This is a genomic window from Paenibacillus protaetiae (genome assembly GCF_004135365.1).
Classification (GTDB): domain Bacteria; phylum Bacillota; class Bacilli; order Paenibacillales; family Paenibacillaceae; genus Paenibacillus_AP; species Paenibacillus_AP protaetiae.
Genome location: NZ_CP035492.1, coordinates 1,287,041 through 1,299,704, shown reverse-complemented (window position 1 = coordinate 1,299,704; position 12,664 = coordinate 1,287,041). Strand labels below are relative to the sequence as shown.

Genomic DNA, 12,664 nt, shown 5'->3' with positions numbered 1-12,664 from the left:
TAATGAAACGATATCCCACGAAATGGAGGTCTATACAATGGAAAGAGAAAGAGTAGTTGTAACAGGTTTAGGTGTCATATCTCCACTCGGGAATGATGTTGCGACATTTTGGAGCGGCCTTACACAAGGACAATCAGGGGTTACCCTGCTCGATACATTTGATACAGAACGATTCAAAAGCAAAATCGCCGGCCTTGTAAAAAATTTTGATGCGAAGGAGCGTTTTGGCGTAAAAGAAGCAAGGCGGATGGACCGGTTTTGCCATTTCGCATTGGCCGCCGCCCAGGAAGCGGTAACCGATTCCGGCTTGCGGATGGATGAAATTGACCATGAGCGGCTTGGCGTCTATGTCGGCTCCGGCATCGGCGGGCTGCAGACGCTGTTGGAGCAGGATCGGATTTTGTCCGGGCGCGGTCCGGAGCGGGTCAGCCCAACGCTTGTGCCGATGATGATCGCTAATATGGCTTCTGCCATGATCAGCATTGAATATAGCGCCTACGGGCCGACAATGGCGCCGGTTACGGCATGTTCGATCGGCAATACCGCAATTGGCGAAGCGTTCCACGCAATACGCGGCGGCCGGGCGGACATTATCATTGCAGGCGGATCAGAGGCGGCTGTAACGGAAATTTCGCTCGCCAGCTTTGGCAATGCGACGGCATTATCCACCCGGAACGATGAGCCGGAGAAGGCGAGCCGACCATTCGACAAAGGACGAGACGGTTTTGTAATGTCGGAAGGAGCGGGCATTCTGGTGCTGGAGTCGCTTTCCCACGCGAAGAGCCGCGGCGCTCGTATTTACGCCGAAGTGATCGGTTACGGATCAAGCTCGGACGCCTATCATATGGTAGCTACTCACCCTGAAGGCGACGGCGCTTATCGTGCGATGAAGCTTGCGGTGAAAGATGCAGGCATCGAGCCGGCCGAAATTGACGTTATCAGCGCGCATGCGACCAGTACCGAACTGGGCGACGCCACCGAAACCGCGGCAATTAAGCGGCTGCTTGGCGAAGATGCTTATCGCGTTCCCGTCACGGCCAACAAATCAATGCTTGGCCATATGCTGGGCGCATCCGGCGGAGCGGAAGCGATTGCGCTGATTAAAAGCTTGCAGGAAGGCATCATTCCGCCAACGATCAATCAATCGGAAGCCGATCCGGCATGCGATCTCGATTATGTGCCGAATGAAGCGCGGGAGGCTGAGCTTACAATAGGCATGTCCAATTCATTCGGATTCGGCGGCCATAATGCTGTCATCGTGCTGCGCAAAATGACGGAGTAGCCGACAATCTCTCCGGCTTGCAGATCATCATATCTTTGTTGAAAAATAACGAGCCACCCATTATCCTTGTTAGTAACGATGCAAGGGGAAAAGAGGTGCGCAATGAGTTATACGATTCATATGAATTTGCAAGAGGATTGGCAGGAAACGGTGAAGGAAGTGTTCCGCGGTTCCGGTTATCCGCTGGACGATAACATGGATATGAACGAAATTGGGATCGCATATTTTATGCTGACAGCCGAAACGAAAGAGCAGGCGGAACAACTGTATGAAAGCAATGCAAGCAGGCTGCAGCAGCTGGAGCAGACGATTCGTGAACATTTTGAGTCGGTTATATTGCCGGATATCCGGAAGAGAACAGGGTACGAAGGCAATGAGTTTTCCTTCAAATGGGCTTATATGGATGGGGAAAATATTATCGAAGAACGGTCTGAATATCGTATTCCAATTTGACGGCTCACGCCGTACTGTTGAATAACAGCCATACATGCAAGGCCACAACCAAAAGGCAAGCGGATGAAGTCATCCGCTTGCCTTTTGCTTTGGGAGATAGGCGACAGCTTTCTCTGCGCCTTGGCGTCCGGGGGTTATGGTTTCACATTTTGCAGCAGCGTTACGATCCGCTCATAGTCATGGATGGTATAGGTTTTGAAAGCAAGCCGGTGCCATGTACGGGTTCCGGGATCATGGAAAGTGAAAATCAAGTAATCTTTTTCTTTTTCGAAATTACGGTTAATGTCTGTTTTTCTGATCTTTTTTATAAGCTTGGCGTCGAATTCAGGCTGGAATACGGATCGTTTCATAATGTGGAGTGAGTCTGCGGTAATCCAAAATTCCGCTTTCATTTTTTCTTGATCGAGACGAACGGTGAGTCCGTTAAACTTTACCGGAGTGTTATGGCTGGACTCCGAGTCTGGCGTTACCGGTTCATTTGGGCTGTCGTCTAAGTTGTTTGCGCGGACTGCGCCGTTTTCGAAGGAGGAGTGATGGCCAGGCTGAGGAAGGGCGGAACAGTTTAGCCGGTCATATATGTTTTGAAGCAAATGAATGATTTCGGACAAACCGATAAATACAAATCCGCTTACGATGGCGGACAGCCACCAATACAGCGCAATAACAAAATGAAAACGGCCCATTTCCCATGATAAAGCTATTCCGGCAATAAAACCGACGGCAATTATGCCGCAGCCAATGGCTAACAAGCAATTCGAAACCAGGTTTCGTTTTCGCATAGGGTCTCCCTTCAGACGGGCGATTGTTAGTTTCATGGGACTGCAAGGTTCCGGCTATAGCGTCGCTGCCGCAGCGGCATAGCCGGAACCCGCCCATTAATTTTGCGCTGCGGAAGCCGTTTGGACAGCTCCCTGTATGGCGCGCCACATTTGGCTGTTCTGCTCCAGCAGCTCAAGAAGCTGCTCCGAGCGGGCAAGCAGCCCGGCGCGCTCATCGCCGGCGAGCGAATGGAGCGCACTGGCATCCATGGCTGCAGCGCAAGCGTCAAGCGCTTGCTGCAGCAGCTGCGCGCTGCGCTCCAGCCCGGCAAAGCCGGCCGCTGCCGCTTGTGCAGCGGAAAGGGCCGGCGCCTCGAGCGGCGCTGCTGCGTCCGCATCGCCCGCGCGGCTGTTCAGGGAGCCGGCCGCTGCCGCTTGTGCAGCGGAAAGGGCCGGCGCCTCGAGCGGCGCTGCTGCGTCCGCATCGCCCGTGCGGCTGTTCAGGGAGCCGGCCGCTGCCGCTTGAGCTTCTGCGGCAGCCTGCTTTTGTGCTGCTTTGGCTTCGCGTTCGGCTTTGTTCAGCCGGTGCGTGGACCATGTTTCAAGCAGGCCGGGTCCAGACTTGAACAGCAGCTTGCTTTTGGTGCTGTCGGAAATGTCCTTGTCTTTAAACAGCTTGGCGATTTTTTTGACGTCGCTGACCGGCATTTCATCTTTGGCCATCGTTAGCGCCAGCGTATCCCGGTATTCGATTGGCAAATCTTTTAGCGGGAGCAGCTGCTCCTCGGTCAGTTGATTTGCGCGGATTTCGGTTCCGCTGACTACAAGTTTTTTTACCGGACTGCCGAATTTGAGCAGCTCGCATTTGTTTTTAATATACGATTCGGGTTTGCCGAATTTGCTTGCCAGAAACTTAACCGAGCTGTTGAATTTCGGATTGTGAAGCAGCTTGTCGAAAGCTTCCGCTTCCTCAATCGGCGTAAAGCCTTCGCGTGTCAAGTTCTCTGCGATTTGTTCCAAATAAATTTCGGTTTCATCGGTCGCGTTGGACACGATACATGGGATAGTTTCGCGTTTTAGAGCCATGGTGGCTTTATACCGGCGGTTGCCGTAAATAATTTTGTATCTTCCGTTCTCCAATGTTCTTACCTTGATCGGGGAAAGAAGGCCGAGCTCCTCGATGCTGCTGATCAGCTCCTGCAGCGACTCCTCGCCAAACCGGTACCGCGGCTGGTCGGTGTCTTCGTCAATGAGATGCACCGGAATTTGTACGATATCCATTCAGAAACCTCCTAGAATATGTATAAAAAGGCTATCATTCCATGCATGGATGTTTACATGGTTATAATTGTCACGCGCAATCCCGGACTCGCCTGTACATGTAAAAAGTTTACCAGATTATTAGACTAGTTAATAGTTTGATGCCAAAAAGGCGATTCCGCCGTCTAAAGACGGGACGGGATCGCCCTTTCCATTCCTTCCGCTATAAGCTCCTTAGTTCCAAACGGTGTGGATTACATATTGGCCTGCTTTACGGCTGGTTTAGATTTATGTGTCTTAAATAACCGCTCAAGCAGAAGCAGCGTGCGGTATACGAGGTCCGCAAGCAGAATGCCGCAAACAGCATCCAAAATCGTATGCTGTTTCACGAAAAATGTGGATACAATAATAAGGGCGGACATGCTGTAAATAAGCGACTGGTTCAGCTTGCTGCGGAAGCTGCTTGCATATAATGCCCGTGCGACCATAAAGCTTGAGAAGCAGTGGATGCTCGGAAAGCAATTAAACGGCTCGTCGCGGTGATAAATAAACAGGAGCAGCCGTGTTACCGGGTCGCTGCCGGAAATATCGGGACGCGGAACCGTCGTCTGAAACACCGTGTAGATGCCGTAGCAAACGAGCGCACAGATGGCGTAAGTCATAAGCGACCTGCGGTATACGTTGATGTCTTTGAAGAAGAAATAGATCAAGCAGGCGTAAATATAAAAAATCCAGACGGAATACGGTACAACAAACAGCTTCACAAGCGGAATCGCCCGGTCCAAATCCGTCATCAGGCTGTATATGTGATGCTTCGGCTTATCCGTATGGGCATATATCCAGCCTAACACCGGGAAAATCAGCATGCCGAGCAATGGCGCGAAGCGTTTAAGTTTCTTCATGGCATTGACCATAAGAGACTTCACTCCTTTCCGTTCGATACATTCCGTTCGAACCGGGCTTCATCGTTTTTCTTAAGCCGGCCAAACAATTACGTAATCATAAAATATTGTGACACGGGTTGCAATAGTAAATCAAATACATCAAGCTGCGAAGCGCCGGCTTCAGACCGTTATTTCTTGCACATATCCAATTTGTATTTCAATTTCTGCTGAAAAACATGTATAGTAATAAGGATGTATAATTGATTTTTGCTGCTAGGAGGACCAACTGTGTCGAATTTAATGAATGGAAAAACAATTGTTGTCATGGGCGTTGCCAATGAAAGAAGCATTGCCTGGGGCATTGCCAAATCGCTTCATGCGCAAGGCGCGAAGCTTATTTTTACGTACCGCAAGGAACGTTCGTTTGAGAAAATCCAAAAGCTGCTGAAAGATAACGCCATCGAAGCGGCTTCTGTTTCGTGCGATGTGCTGGATGATGAAAGCATTGCGAACGCTTTTGCCGAAATCGGCCGCACGGCAGGCACGATTCACGGCGTCGTGCATTCGGTTGCTTTTGCCCAAAAGGAAGAGCTGCAAGGCGAATTCGTCAACACGACCCGCGAAGGCTTTGCGCTTGCGCAAAACTCGAGCGCCTTCTCGCTTGTTGCCGTAGCGCGCGAAGCGAAAAAGCTGATGACGGAAGGCGGCGGCATCGTTACGCAAACGTACATAGGCGCAGAACGCGCGATCGAAAACTACAACGTCATGGGCGTTGCCAAAGCTTCGCTTGAAGCCTGCGTCCGTTATTTGGCCGAGGATCTTGGCAAATACGGCATTCGCGTCAACGCGGTGTCTTCCGGCCCGATCCGCACGCTTGCCGCTAAAGGCGTATCCGGCTTTAACGACTTGTTCTCGGAAATCGCAAACCGTGCGCCGCTCCGCCGGAACGTGGATAAAGAAGAGGTTGGCGACGCAACGATGTTCCTGCTGAGCGACCTTTCCCGCGGCATTACGGGCGAAGTGCTTCACGTGGATGCAGGTTACCATATCCGTTAATCGGCTGCAGCGGACGTCCCCGTCAGCAGCCGGCGAAAGCTATCGGCGATGACGGGAAGCGAAACCGCGCGGCGGACAGCAATGCCGACGGACCGGGGAGGAATCGGAACGGCAGTGTCCAGCTTGAACAGCTGTCCATCCTGAAGCTCCTCTTGAACGAATGCATACGTCACAAATGCTGCGCCGTAGCCGCGTTTCGCCAGCTCGACCAGCATATCCATACTGCTTAATTCCATATCCGCTTCTGCGCTTATGCCTTGTGAAGCCAGCCATCGCTCGACGAACGAGCGGGTGCTGCTTTCCTTGGAAAGCAGCAGAAGCGGTATTTGCGTTAGGCGCTCGCCGGTCAGCGGGCCGCCAAGCGACCATTCCTTGTAGGCTTCGCCTACAACAAATCCGTCCTGGATGCCCGCCATCGGCTCGATGTCCAGCTCCGGGTCGGAATAGGGGAGATGGACGAGACCAAGATCAATTTCATGATCGAGCAGCCTTTTCCGGATTTCTGATGTTTTGCCCTGCGACAGCCGGATACGGACATCCGGGCAGGCGGCGTGAAATCGGTCCAAGGAAGGGAGAAGCAGCTGCTTGATGACGGGGCCGCTGGCGCCAATGCGCAGTTCTCCGCTTGTTAATTCTTTTAACGTTCTCAGATGCTGTTCGCCGGCTTGCAGCAGGTTGAACGACTTCTCTACGTAGTCAAGCAGCGCCAGCCCCTCCGCAGTAGGCTGCACGCCTTTGGACAGCCGGTCGAACAGCTTCACGCCAAGGTTCTCTTCCAGCTGCTTGATGGCATAGCTGACTGAGGGCTGCGTCACATGAAGCTCTTGCGCTGCGCGGGATAAATTGCCGAAACGGGCCGTATACCAGAAAGCGCGATACCATTCCATATGGATCATGTTATTAATCCTCTCTATATCACAACCATGATTTTATGATTTCATTTATTTCATGATATGCATTATACTATACCTATCATAAAGAGAGAACGTACAAATCGAATTTGGAGGGAATCAGAGATGCCAGGAAGCAGCTACGGAGAGCAATTTAAAATAACGACGTTTGGAGAATCGCACGGGGAGGCGGTTGGCGTTATTGTTGATGGCGTAACGCCGGGAGTCGAATTGGACGAGGCTTATATTCAAGTCCAGATGGACCGGAGAAAGCCAGGCCAGTCGTCAGTTACAACGCCGCGCAAAGAGTATGACGAAATCCATATTTTATCCGGCATGTTCGAAGGGAAAACGACCGGAACGCCGCTGTTTATCGTTCTTTACAACAAAGATATGAGGCCGGAAGCGTACAGTGACATTAAAAACGCGTTCCGTCCGGGCCATGCGGACTTTACGTACCTGGAGAAATACGGCATCCGCGATCATCGCGGCAGCGGCCGGGCTTCCGGGCGCGAGACGGCTGGCCGCGTAGCGGCAGGCGCCGTCGCGCGCAAGCTGCTCGAACGCAGAGGCGTTTCCATTGTCGCTTATACGAAAGCGATTGGCGGCATCGAATGCGAAACGTTTGACGAAAGCATTATCGAGAAAAACCCGGTACGCGCCTGCGATCCGGTTGCAGCCGAGAAGATGGTTAAAAAAGTCGAGCATTTGGCTTCGATCGGCGACAGCTGCGGCGGCATCGTCGAATGCCGCATCCGCGGCGTCAAGCCGGGACTGGGCGAACCGGTATTCGATAAGCTGGACGCGGAGCTGGCGAAAGCGATGTTGTCCATCGGCGCCGTTAAAGGCATCGAGTTCGGCAAAGGATTCGAAGCGGCGAATATGCTTGGCAGCGAGCATAACGACCAAATGACCAAAGACGGTTATGTGACGAACAACGCCGGAGGCATTATCGGCGGCATCAGCAATGGCGCGGAAATCGTATTCCGCATTGCCGTAAAACCAACTTCGTCGATATCGGTTGCACAGCAGACGATGAACATTTTCGGCGAAGAGCAGACGATCGAGACGCATGGCCGCCACGACCCGAGCATTTGCCCGCGCGTTGTGCCTGTCGTTGAAGCGATGGCCTGCATCGTGCTTGAAGATATGTACAAACGCCAAGCGGCGCTTCACGCGTAATCGCCGCCGCCGCTGGAGAATAGAAAAGGAGCATTCTTATGCCTGTGAGGCATAAGAATGCTCCTTTTTGCTTGGTGATGCCCGGCTTCAGCCGGTAGAAGGACTGTTTGGCAAATGGCCTTTCTGGTTGCGGTTCTGTTCCGTCGACTCAGCCAAATGATTTTCGGCTTGCTTGGAACGTGCGGCGTAGCCTGCATATTTGCCGGCTTCCGTCTGCTGCTTTTTGCGTCCCATTACAGATGCCTCCTTGCTGTTTCAAATGCCAGGTATTGGCGGGTAAGCAGTTATATCATGCCCTTTATTCCTGCAGGCAATCATTTGTTGCGTTATTTTTGCATACAAATCGAACGTAGAGGAGCGTGGTAGGTATGATTCATGAGCAAGTACGCCAATATTATAAGTTGAAGAAAAAAATGAAAGAGATGGAGCAGGAGCTTAGCGGCCTGCGCGGACATATTGTGCAATACTGCGAAGAACAAGCGCTCTCGGAGCTGGAGATTGGTTCCTATGCGGTCAAAATCGTCCGTCAGGAGCGGAAGGATTACGATGATGCGAAGCTGTATAACGCGCTGCCCGATCCTGACCTGTGGCGCCTGCTTTCGAAAGCGGACAACGCCAAAATTGCGGGGCTTCTAAAGCTTAATGTCATTAACGACGAGATCCTTCAAGAAGCGGTCTCAGTTAAAAAGATCACGTTGCTTCAAGTAGACAAAATATGACTAATGCCGCTAATCAAAGCTAAATCCCGCAGGCAGGAAAACGGGGCAAGGAAGCGAAATGGTTTTATAAGGCTTAGCAATCACGAGGAATCAGGCTTAACTTTGGCCGTTAATCATGTGCATGATTAATGATGGATGACGGGAAGGCAGGCGGCTGCTGGCGCTGCTGCTGCCAACACATCAAACGCCAGATAGGGAGCGGTTCTATGAATAAAATGGCAATTTCTTTTATGGTGTTAACGATTACGCTGGCCGGAACCCATACGGCCTGGAGCGCGGAAAACCATGTTCAGCCGCCGGCAGGCGCGATTGCCCGGTTTGTACAGCCGCATCTTCCGGCTGGCCCGGCTGCTTTTGCGGACAAGCAGGAGGCTGCTGCGGAGGCGCAAAGCGTGGAGACGCTGATCGGCAAGCTGAAAGACCGTTCGTATACCCGAACGTACGGTGAAGGTTTCGTATGGTATACAGCGGCGGAAGATTTGGGGCTGCTTGGCAAACAGGCAGTGCCTGCGCTGATTGCCAATCTGGGCACGCCGGATGATTACGAGCGGGCTTTAACGTTATACGCGCTGCTGCTGGCTACCCAGGAGCCGGATGTTAAGGCGTTTGCTGAAGATGACTATATTCACGGCTATCTGGATTTCGACCCGGTAACGCAAGTTCCGAAAATTATCGAAGCGGAAACATGGTGGGAAAAGTATAAAAGCAACTGGGCTTAATGAACGCGAGCGGGGACAACGAACTGCCCGCTGCAGACAAAAGGACAAGCGCATCAAGCGTTTGTCCTTTTGTTTTGCCGTCAAACATGGTAGCATACTTGAGGAAAGATGGGAGGAGAGACGAACATGACCAGCACTATACGAATCGTCCCGATTAACCGGGGAATGAACATTTATTAAATGAAACCAACGACCCGTTCACTTTATTCGGAAGGCTTGTCCCCGTCTTTGTTGATGGACAATGGAGTTTCAGCGAAGAGCTGTTTGAACCGCGCGAGACGAAGTTTCCAGATGACCGTTTGGACTGCGGGCCTTATATGGATAATGACCACAAAGCTATTTTGTTTGCATTTGACGGTGACCGTTGCGTGGGCCAGCTCCGGATCGTGCGGGATTGGACTCGCTTCGCTTACATCGAAAATATTGCCGTGAAGAAGGAATACCGGAAGGCCGGAATCGGCAGGTATTTGTTCGAGGCCGGCGAGCGCTGGGCGAAGGAAAAAGGGCTGCGCGGCATCTCGCTGGAAGCGCAGGATGACAATCTTGCCGCATGCCGTTTTTATATCCGGATGGGGATGCAGCTGGGCGGTGTCGATGCGATGAAGTATACGTTTAATCCGAATATTGATAAAGCATTGTTTTGGTACAAGCCGTTCGAGGCATAGGCCAGCGATTTATCGCTTCAATCCGGTTATGCAGCCGCCCTTGTTTCCCGCCTGGAGCGGAAGGGAAGCTGCTAACCGGATTTTTTTATGCGGCAGGCTAATGATCCATAGAAAAACCTACATTTTTCGATAAAATCTCCGATTGCGGTCTTTAAATTTCCTTCATATAATATAAGCAAGTTATCGATTATCGATAATGGAAGCGGGGCCGTGCATCCACTTAAGACAGCGGGAGCCGATCATATTGAAACATATGTTTGTAAGCGGTTACTTTAATTTTTCGCTACACATTATCGATAATCGATAATGTGTTTGTATGGTATATCCGGAGAGGTGAGAATCATGCAAAATGCTCCGATCATTCATTCCATCAATCAGCATATTTATTTGACCTTAAAGCAGGAGATTCTTGCCGGCGAGCTTGGACCGGGTACCCGTTTAATTGTGCTGGAGCTGGCAAGCCGGTTTCATGCAAGCCAGGCTCCTGTCCGGGAAGCTTTGGAAAGGCTGAAGCAGGAAGGGCTGATCGTTGGCGTTCCAAACAAAGGTTCTGTCGTATCCAACATTACGGCGAAGGAAATCCGGGATATTTTTGCGCTTCGGGAAATTATCGAAGGTTTTGCTGTACGCACCTCCATGCCGCTGCTGACGGAGCGGGACTATGCAGCGCTGGAAAACATAATTGAACAGATGGATGATGCGAACAAGCGGAAAGATACGTTGTTGATTTTGGAACTGGATATGCAGTTTCATGGATTTTTTTATCAAAAATGCGATAATCAGGCGATATTGGAGTTATGGAATCATATGAAATCCAAAGTGATGCGCTTTATGGCCATCTCGAACCGGCATTATACGACGGACTCGCTTGCGGAGTGGCATCAAGTGCTTGTAGCTGCGCTGCGCGCGGGGGATGAGAAAGCGGCGGAGGCTGCTTTTATTGAACATATGCATGCCTATAAAGTGATTGATGTGGACTAGTTCATCAACCTTTCAAAAGGGGAAATGACTTATGCGCAAGCCTTGTTTCATGTTGGATGACGATGCCGTTCGATTGTGGATGAGAGACCGGTTTATGCGCGATTTGCTTGCCAATACCATTGATCCTAAGCTGAATTTGAAAGACGTATTAACCGATTTACAGTTAAACCCTTATTTTACTTTTCCGGCCGTAGCGCTGTTTGAGCCTAGAAAGCTCGCCAATTCCGATCATGAGAAGATGTTGTACATGGAGCAGGCAAGAGAATTTCTGCAGAAGCAGATTCAGGACGGCAGCTTTGCTTTTCTGGATGAAGACGGCAGAGCAGGCCTGTTGTTCTCTTGGGATTCCAGAGAGGTGCTGGAGCATCTACGCGGATTGCTAAGCGGCCGCTTTGGCTGTTCCTTTCATATCGGAGTCGGCAAGCCGTGCAGCCATCTGTATGATGTTCATCAGTCGTATGGCCAGGCGCTGGAAGCGCTGCGCGGCAAGTTTTATAACGGCGGAGCTTCCATCCTCTATTACGCTGAGCAGACACGGATGGAGAAGATCGAGGTGTATCCTGCTGCCAAAGAAAAGGAGCTTTATGATGCGTTCCGGTCAGCGGTCTCCCCAGCCGACATTAAAGAAGCGGTGAACGTTTTTTATGAAGAAGTGCTGGAGGGCAAGCGGATTGATGTTCCTTGCATCTATGAACTGACGATCCGGACGCTGGTTGCGCTCGAAAACCGTGTGCTGGAGGAGGAACGCCATGTTCCGGCATATGCGCCGCTTGAAATTATGGAGATCGTCAAGCATGATACGCTTGAAGATATGCAAGACTATGTGTGCCGGTTTTTGTGCGGGCTGTGGGAAGTGACGTCGCCGAATCAAAAAGAAACCCACCGCAGCATTATTAAAAAGACCATGCATTATATGGAGCAGGAATGCCAATACGCATCGCTCCAAAGCGTAGCGGAAAAGGTATATATGACGCCGACGTATTTAAGCCTGCTGTTCAAAACTAATACCGGCAAAACGTTTATCGAGCATTTGACCGATATCCGCATCGACAAGGCGAAAGACATGCTGCGCAGCACCCATTACAAAAACTATGAGGTCGCCGAGAAGGTTGGTTATCACGATTCCCGTTATTTCAGCCAAATTTTTAAACGCAAAGTTGGCGTATCGCCCAGCGAATACCGGGAGCTGATATGCAAATAAGCGAGCAGCTCCAAATAAAAGACTCCATCTTGGCCGGAGTAAGGCAAACGGCCAAGATGGAGTCTTTTTTCACAGGGGGACTCAGCGAGATGAAGCCGTCATCCTTCCGATTGCGGCTGGATTTGGCGGGCGACCCGTTCGCCAAGCTGCGGCGATGCTTGATAGAGATATCCCAGAACCGTACTAAGGTTTTCCAGAGATATGACGGCCAGATCGGCTGCGAGATTCGCGACCAGATGATCTTGCTGCACAGGGGGAAGCGAATTATAATATTGGCCGGCTTGTGAGAAATCATCCGTCTTGGCCAGATCGCTCCGTTCAATGGCGCCTTCGATATCTGCAGCGTTTCATGAGCTACATTGTCTTGCTCCAGTACCGGTCCGCGTTCGCCAACCGTTTGCGAATGAAGTTCCGCCGGCAAGTCGGCAGCTGCCCATTGCGCCGGGGTAAGCCCGTCTTTTGGATGGGTCTTATTCCGGGGCTGCTGCCCGCCGGGCGGTACGCCGCTATTGTTATAGTTCATTCCTAAACCTCCCGTTCGCTCAGAACTTTATATGCTTCTGTATACCTATTCGAAGCCGTGAACTGATTATGCCAACGGGAGCTTTAAGAAT

15 protein-coding genes are annotated in these 12,664 nt (G+C 51.3%); 9 read left to right on the top strand and 6 right to left on the bottom strand.

What is annotated here, in order from left to right; all coding sequences use genetic code 11:
* The first annotated feature begins 37 nt into the window (after positions 1 to 37).
* Together fabF and ET464_RS05770 are read left to right on the top strand one after the other, a co-directional pair.
* Positions 38 to 1,282, top strand: a complete 1,245-nt coding sequence (gene fabF, locus ET464_RS05775; protein ID WP_129439047.1) for a beta-ketoacyl-ACP synthase II — start codon at positions 38 to 40, stop codon at positions 1,280 to 1,282.
* A 102-nt stretch (positions 1,283 to 1,384) separates the two neighbouring features.
* Positions 1,385 to 1,735: a hypothetical protein gene (locus ET464_RS05770; protein WP_129439045.1), complete on the top strand. Its 351-nt coding sequence runs from the start codon at positions 1,385 to 1,387 to the stop codon at positions 1,733 to 1,735.
* A gap of 134 nt (positions 1,736 to 1,869) precedes the next feature.
* On the opposite strand, the gene ET464_RS05765 is transcribed toward ET464_RS05770, so the two are convergent.
* The 3 genes from ET464_RS05765 to ET464_RS05755 form a co-directional block, all read right to left on the bottom strand.
* The gene (locus ET464_RS05765; protein WP_165279920.1) at positions 1,870 to 2,514 is read right to left on the bottom strand and encodes a hypothetical protein; all 645 of its coding nucleotides are present in this window, start codon (positions 2,512 to 2,514) and stop codon (positions 1,870 to 1,872) included.
* A gap of 96 nt (positions 2,515 to 2,610) precedes the next feature.
* Positions 2,611 to 3,774, bottom strand: coding sequence for a ParB/RepB/Spo0J family partition protein (locus tag ET464_RS05760; RefSeq protein WP_129439041.1), 1,164 nt, complete (start codon positions 3,772 to 3,774; stop codon positions 2,611 to 2,613).
* A 233-nt stretch (positions 3,775 to 4,007) separates the two neighbouring features.
* Entirely contained in the window at positions 4,008 to 4,667 is a 660-nt protein-coding gene (locus ET464_RS05755) for a phosphatase PAP2 family protein (RefSeq protein WP_129439039.1), read from the bottom strand.
* A gap of 270 nt (positions 4,668 to 4,937) precedes the next feature.
* Here ET464_RS05755 and fabI point away from each other — a divergent pair, with 270 nt between their 5' ends.
* Positions 4,938 to 5,693, top strand: coding sequence for an enoyl-ACP reductase FabI (gene fabI, locus ET464_RS05750; RefSeq protein ID WP_208543928.1), 756 nt, complete (start codon positions 4,938 to 4,940; stop codon positions 5,691 to 5,693).
* Here fabI and ET464_RS05745 read toward each other — a convergent pair.
* Complete coding sequence (locus tag ET464_RS05745) at positions 5,690 to 6,589, bottom strand: LysR family transcriptional regulator (protein WP_129439035.1); 900 nt, start codon at positions 6,587 to 6,589, stop codon at positions 5,690 to 5,692. The genes fabI and ET464_RS05745 overlap by 4 nt on opposite strands.
* Positions 6,590 to 6,709: 120 nt before the next feature.
* Here ET464_RS05745 and aroC point away from each other — a divergent pair, with 120 nt between their 5' ends.
* On the top strand, positions 6,710 to 7,765 hold the full coding sequence (gene aroC, locus ET464_RS05740; RefSeq protein WP_129439033.1) for a chorismate synthase: 1,056 nt from the start codon (positions 6,710 to 6,712) through the stop codon (positions 7,763 to 7,765).
* A gap of 87 nt (positions 7,766 to 7,852) precedes the next feature.
* Here the strand turns inward: aroC and ET464_RS19755 are convergent, their stop codons facing one another.
* A complete protein-coding gene (locus ET464_RS19755) occupies positions 7,853 to 7,999 on the bottom strand; it encodes a hypothetical protein (RefSeq protein ID WP_165279919.1) in 147 nt (48 codons plus the stop codon).
* A gap of 134 nt (positions 8,000 to 8,133) precedes the next feature.
* On the opposite strand from ET464_RS19755, the gene ET464_RS05735 reads away from it, so the two are divergent.
* The 5 genes from ET464_RS05735 (at position 8,134) to ET464_RS05715 (ending at position 12,050) form a co-directional block, all read left to right on the top strand.
* Positions 8,134 to 8,484: a hypothetical protein gene (locus ET464_RS05735; RefSeq protein ID WP_129439031.1), complete on the top strand. Its 351-nt coding sequence runs from the start codon at positions 8,134 to 8,136 to the stop codon at positions 8,482 to 8,484.
* 206 nt (positions 8,485 to 8,690) lie between these two features.
* Positions 8,691 to 9,203 (top strand): hypothetical protein, encoded by a 513-nt coding sequence (locus tag ET464_RS05730; RefSeq protein ID WP_129439029.1) that lies wholly within the window; start codon positions 8,691 to 8,693, stop codon positions 9,201 to 9,203.
* 299 nt (positions 9,204 to 9,502) lie between these two features.
* Positions 9,503 to 9,868 (top strand): GNAT family N-acetyltransferase, encoded by a 366-nt coding sequence (locus ET464_RS05725; RefSeq protein WP_244226686.1) that lies wholly within the window; start codon positions 9,503 to 9,505, stop codon positions 9,866 to 9,868.
* A 342-nt stretch (positions 9,869 to 10,210) separates the two neighbouring features.
* Complete coding sequence (locus tag ET464_RS05720) at positions 10,211 to 10,849, top strand: GntR family transcriptional regulator (protein ID WP_129439025.1); 639 nt, start codon at positions 10,211 to 10,213, stop codon at positions 10,847 to 10,849.
* A gap of 31 nt (positions 10,850 to 10,880) precedes the next feature.
* Positions 10,881 to 12,050, top strand: a complete 1,170-nt coding sequence (locus ET464_RS05715) for a helix-turn-helix domain-containing protein (RefSeq protein ID WP_129439023.1) — start codon at positions 10,881 to 10,883, stop codon at positions 12,048 to 12,050.
* On the opposite strand, the gene ET464_RS20825 is transcribed toward ET464_RS05715, so the two are convergent.
* Positions 11,995 to 12,573, bottom strand: coding sequence for a hypothetical protein (locus ET464_RS20825; RefSeq protein ID WP_425271783.1), 579 nt, complete (start codon positions 12,571 to 12,573; stop codon positions 11,995 to 11,997). The two genes, ET464_RS05715 and ET464_RS20825, sit on opposite strands and share 56 nt — an antisense overlap.
* Positions 12,574 to 12,664: the final 91 nt, after the last annotated feature.

Bases quoted from the DNA above. Each gene is read 5' to 3' on its own strand.
- ET464_RS05770 (WP_129439045.1), top strand. From the start codon at position 1,385: ATGAGTTATACGATTCATATGAATTTGCAAGAGGATTGGCAGGAAACG.
- ET464_RS19755 (WP_165279919.1), bottom strand. From the start codon at position 7,999: ATGGGACGCAAAAAGCAGCAGACGGAAGCCGGCAAATATGCAGGCTAC.
- ET464_RS05745 (WP_129439035.1), bottom strand. From the start codon at position 6,589: ATGATCCATATGGAATGGTATCGCGCTTTCTGGTATACGGCCCGTTTC.
- ET464_RS05735 (WP_129439031.1), top strand. From the start codon at position 8,134: ATGATTCATGAGCAAGTACGCCAATATTATAAGTTGAAGAAAAAAATG.
- ET464_RS05755 (WP_129439039.1), bottom strand. From the start codon at position 4,667: ATGGTCAATGCCATGAAGAAACTTAAACGCTTCGCGCCATTGCTCGGC.
- fabI (WP_208543928.1), top strand. From the start codon at position 4,938: ATGAATGGAAAAACAATTGTTGTCATGGGCGTTGCCAATGAAAGAAGC.
- ET464_RS05730 (WP_129439029.1), top strand. From the start codon at position 8,691: ATGAATAAAATGGCAATTTCTTTTATGGTGTTAACGATTACGCTGGCC.
- fabF (WP_129439047.1), top strand. From the start codon at position 38: ATGGAAAGAGAAAGAGTAGTTGTAACAGGTTTAGGTGTCATATCTCCA.
- aroC (WP_129439033.1), top strand. From the start codon at position 6,710: ATGCCAGGAAGCAGCTACGGAGAGCAATTTAAAATAACGACGTTTGGA.
- ET464_RS05765 (WP_165279920.1), bottom strand. From the start codon at position 2,514: ATGCGAAAACGAAACCTGGTTTCGAATTGCTTGTTAGCCATTGGCTGC.
- ET464_RS20825 (WP_425271783.1), bottom strand. From the start codon at position 12,573: ATGAACTATAACAATAGCGGCGTACCGCCCGGCGGGCAGCAGCCCCGG.
- ET464_RS05720 (WP_129439025.1), top strand. From the start codon at position 10,211: ATGCAAAATGCTCCGATCATTCATTCCATCAATCAGCATATTTATTTG.
- ET464_RS05715 (WP_129439023.1), top strand. From the start codon at position 10,881: ATGCGCAAGCCTTGTTTCATGTTGGATGACGATGCCGTTCGATTGTGG.
- ET464_RS05760 (WP_129439041.1), bottom strand. From the start codon at position 3,774: ATGGATATCGTACAAATTCCGGTGCATCTCATTGACGAAGACACCGAC.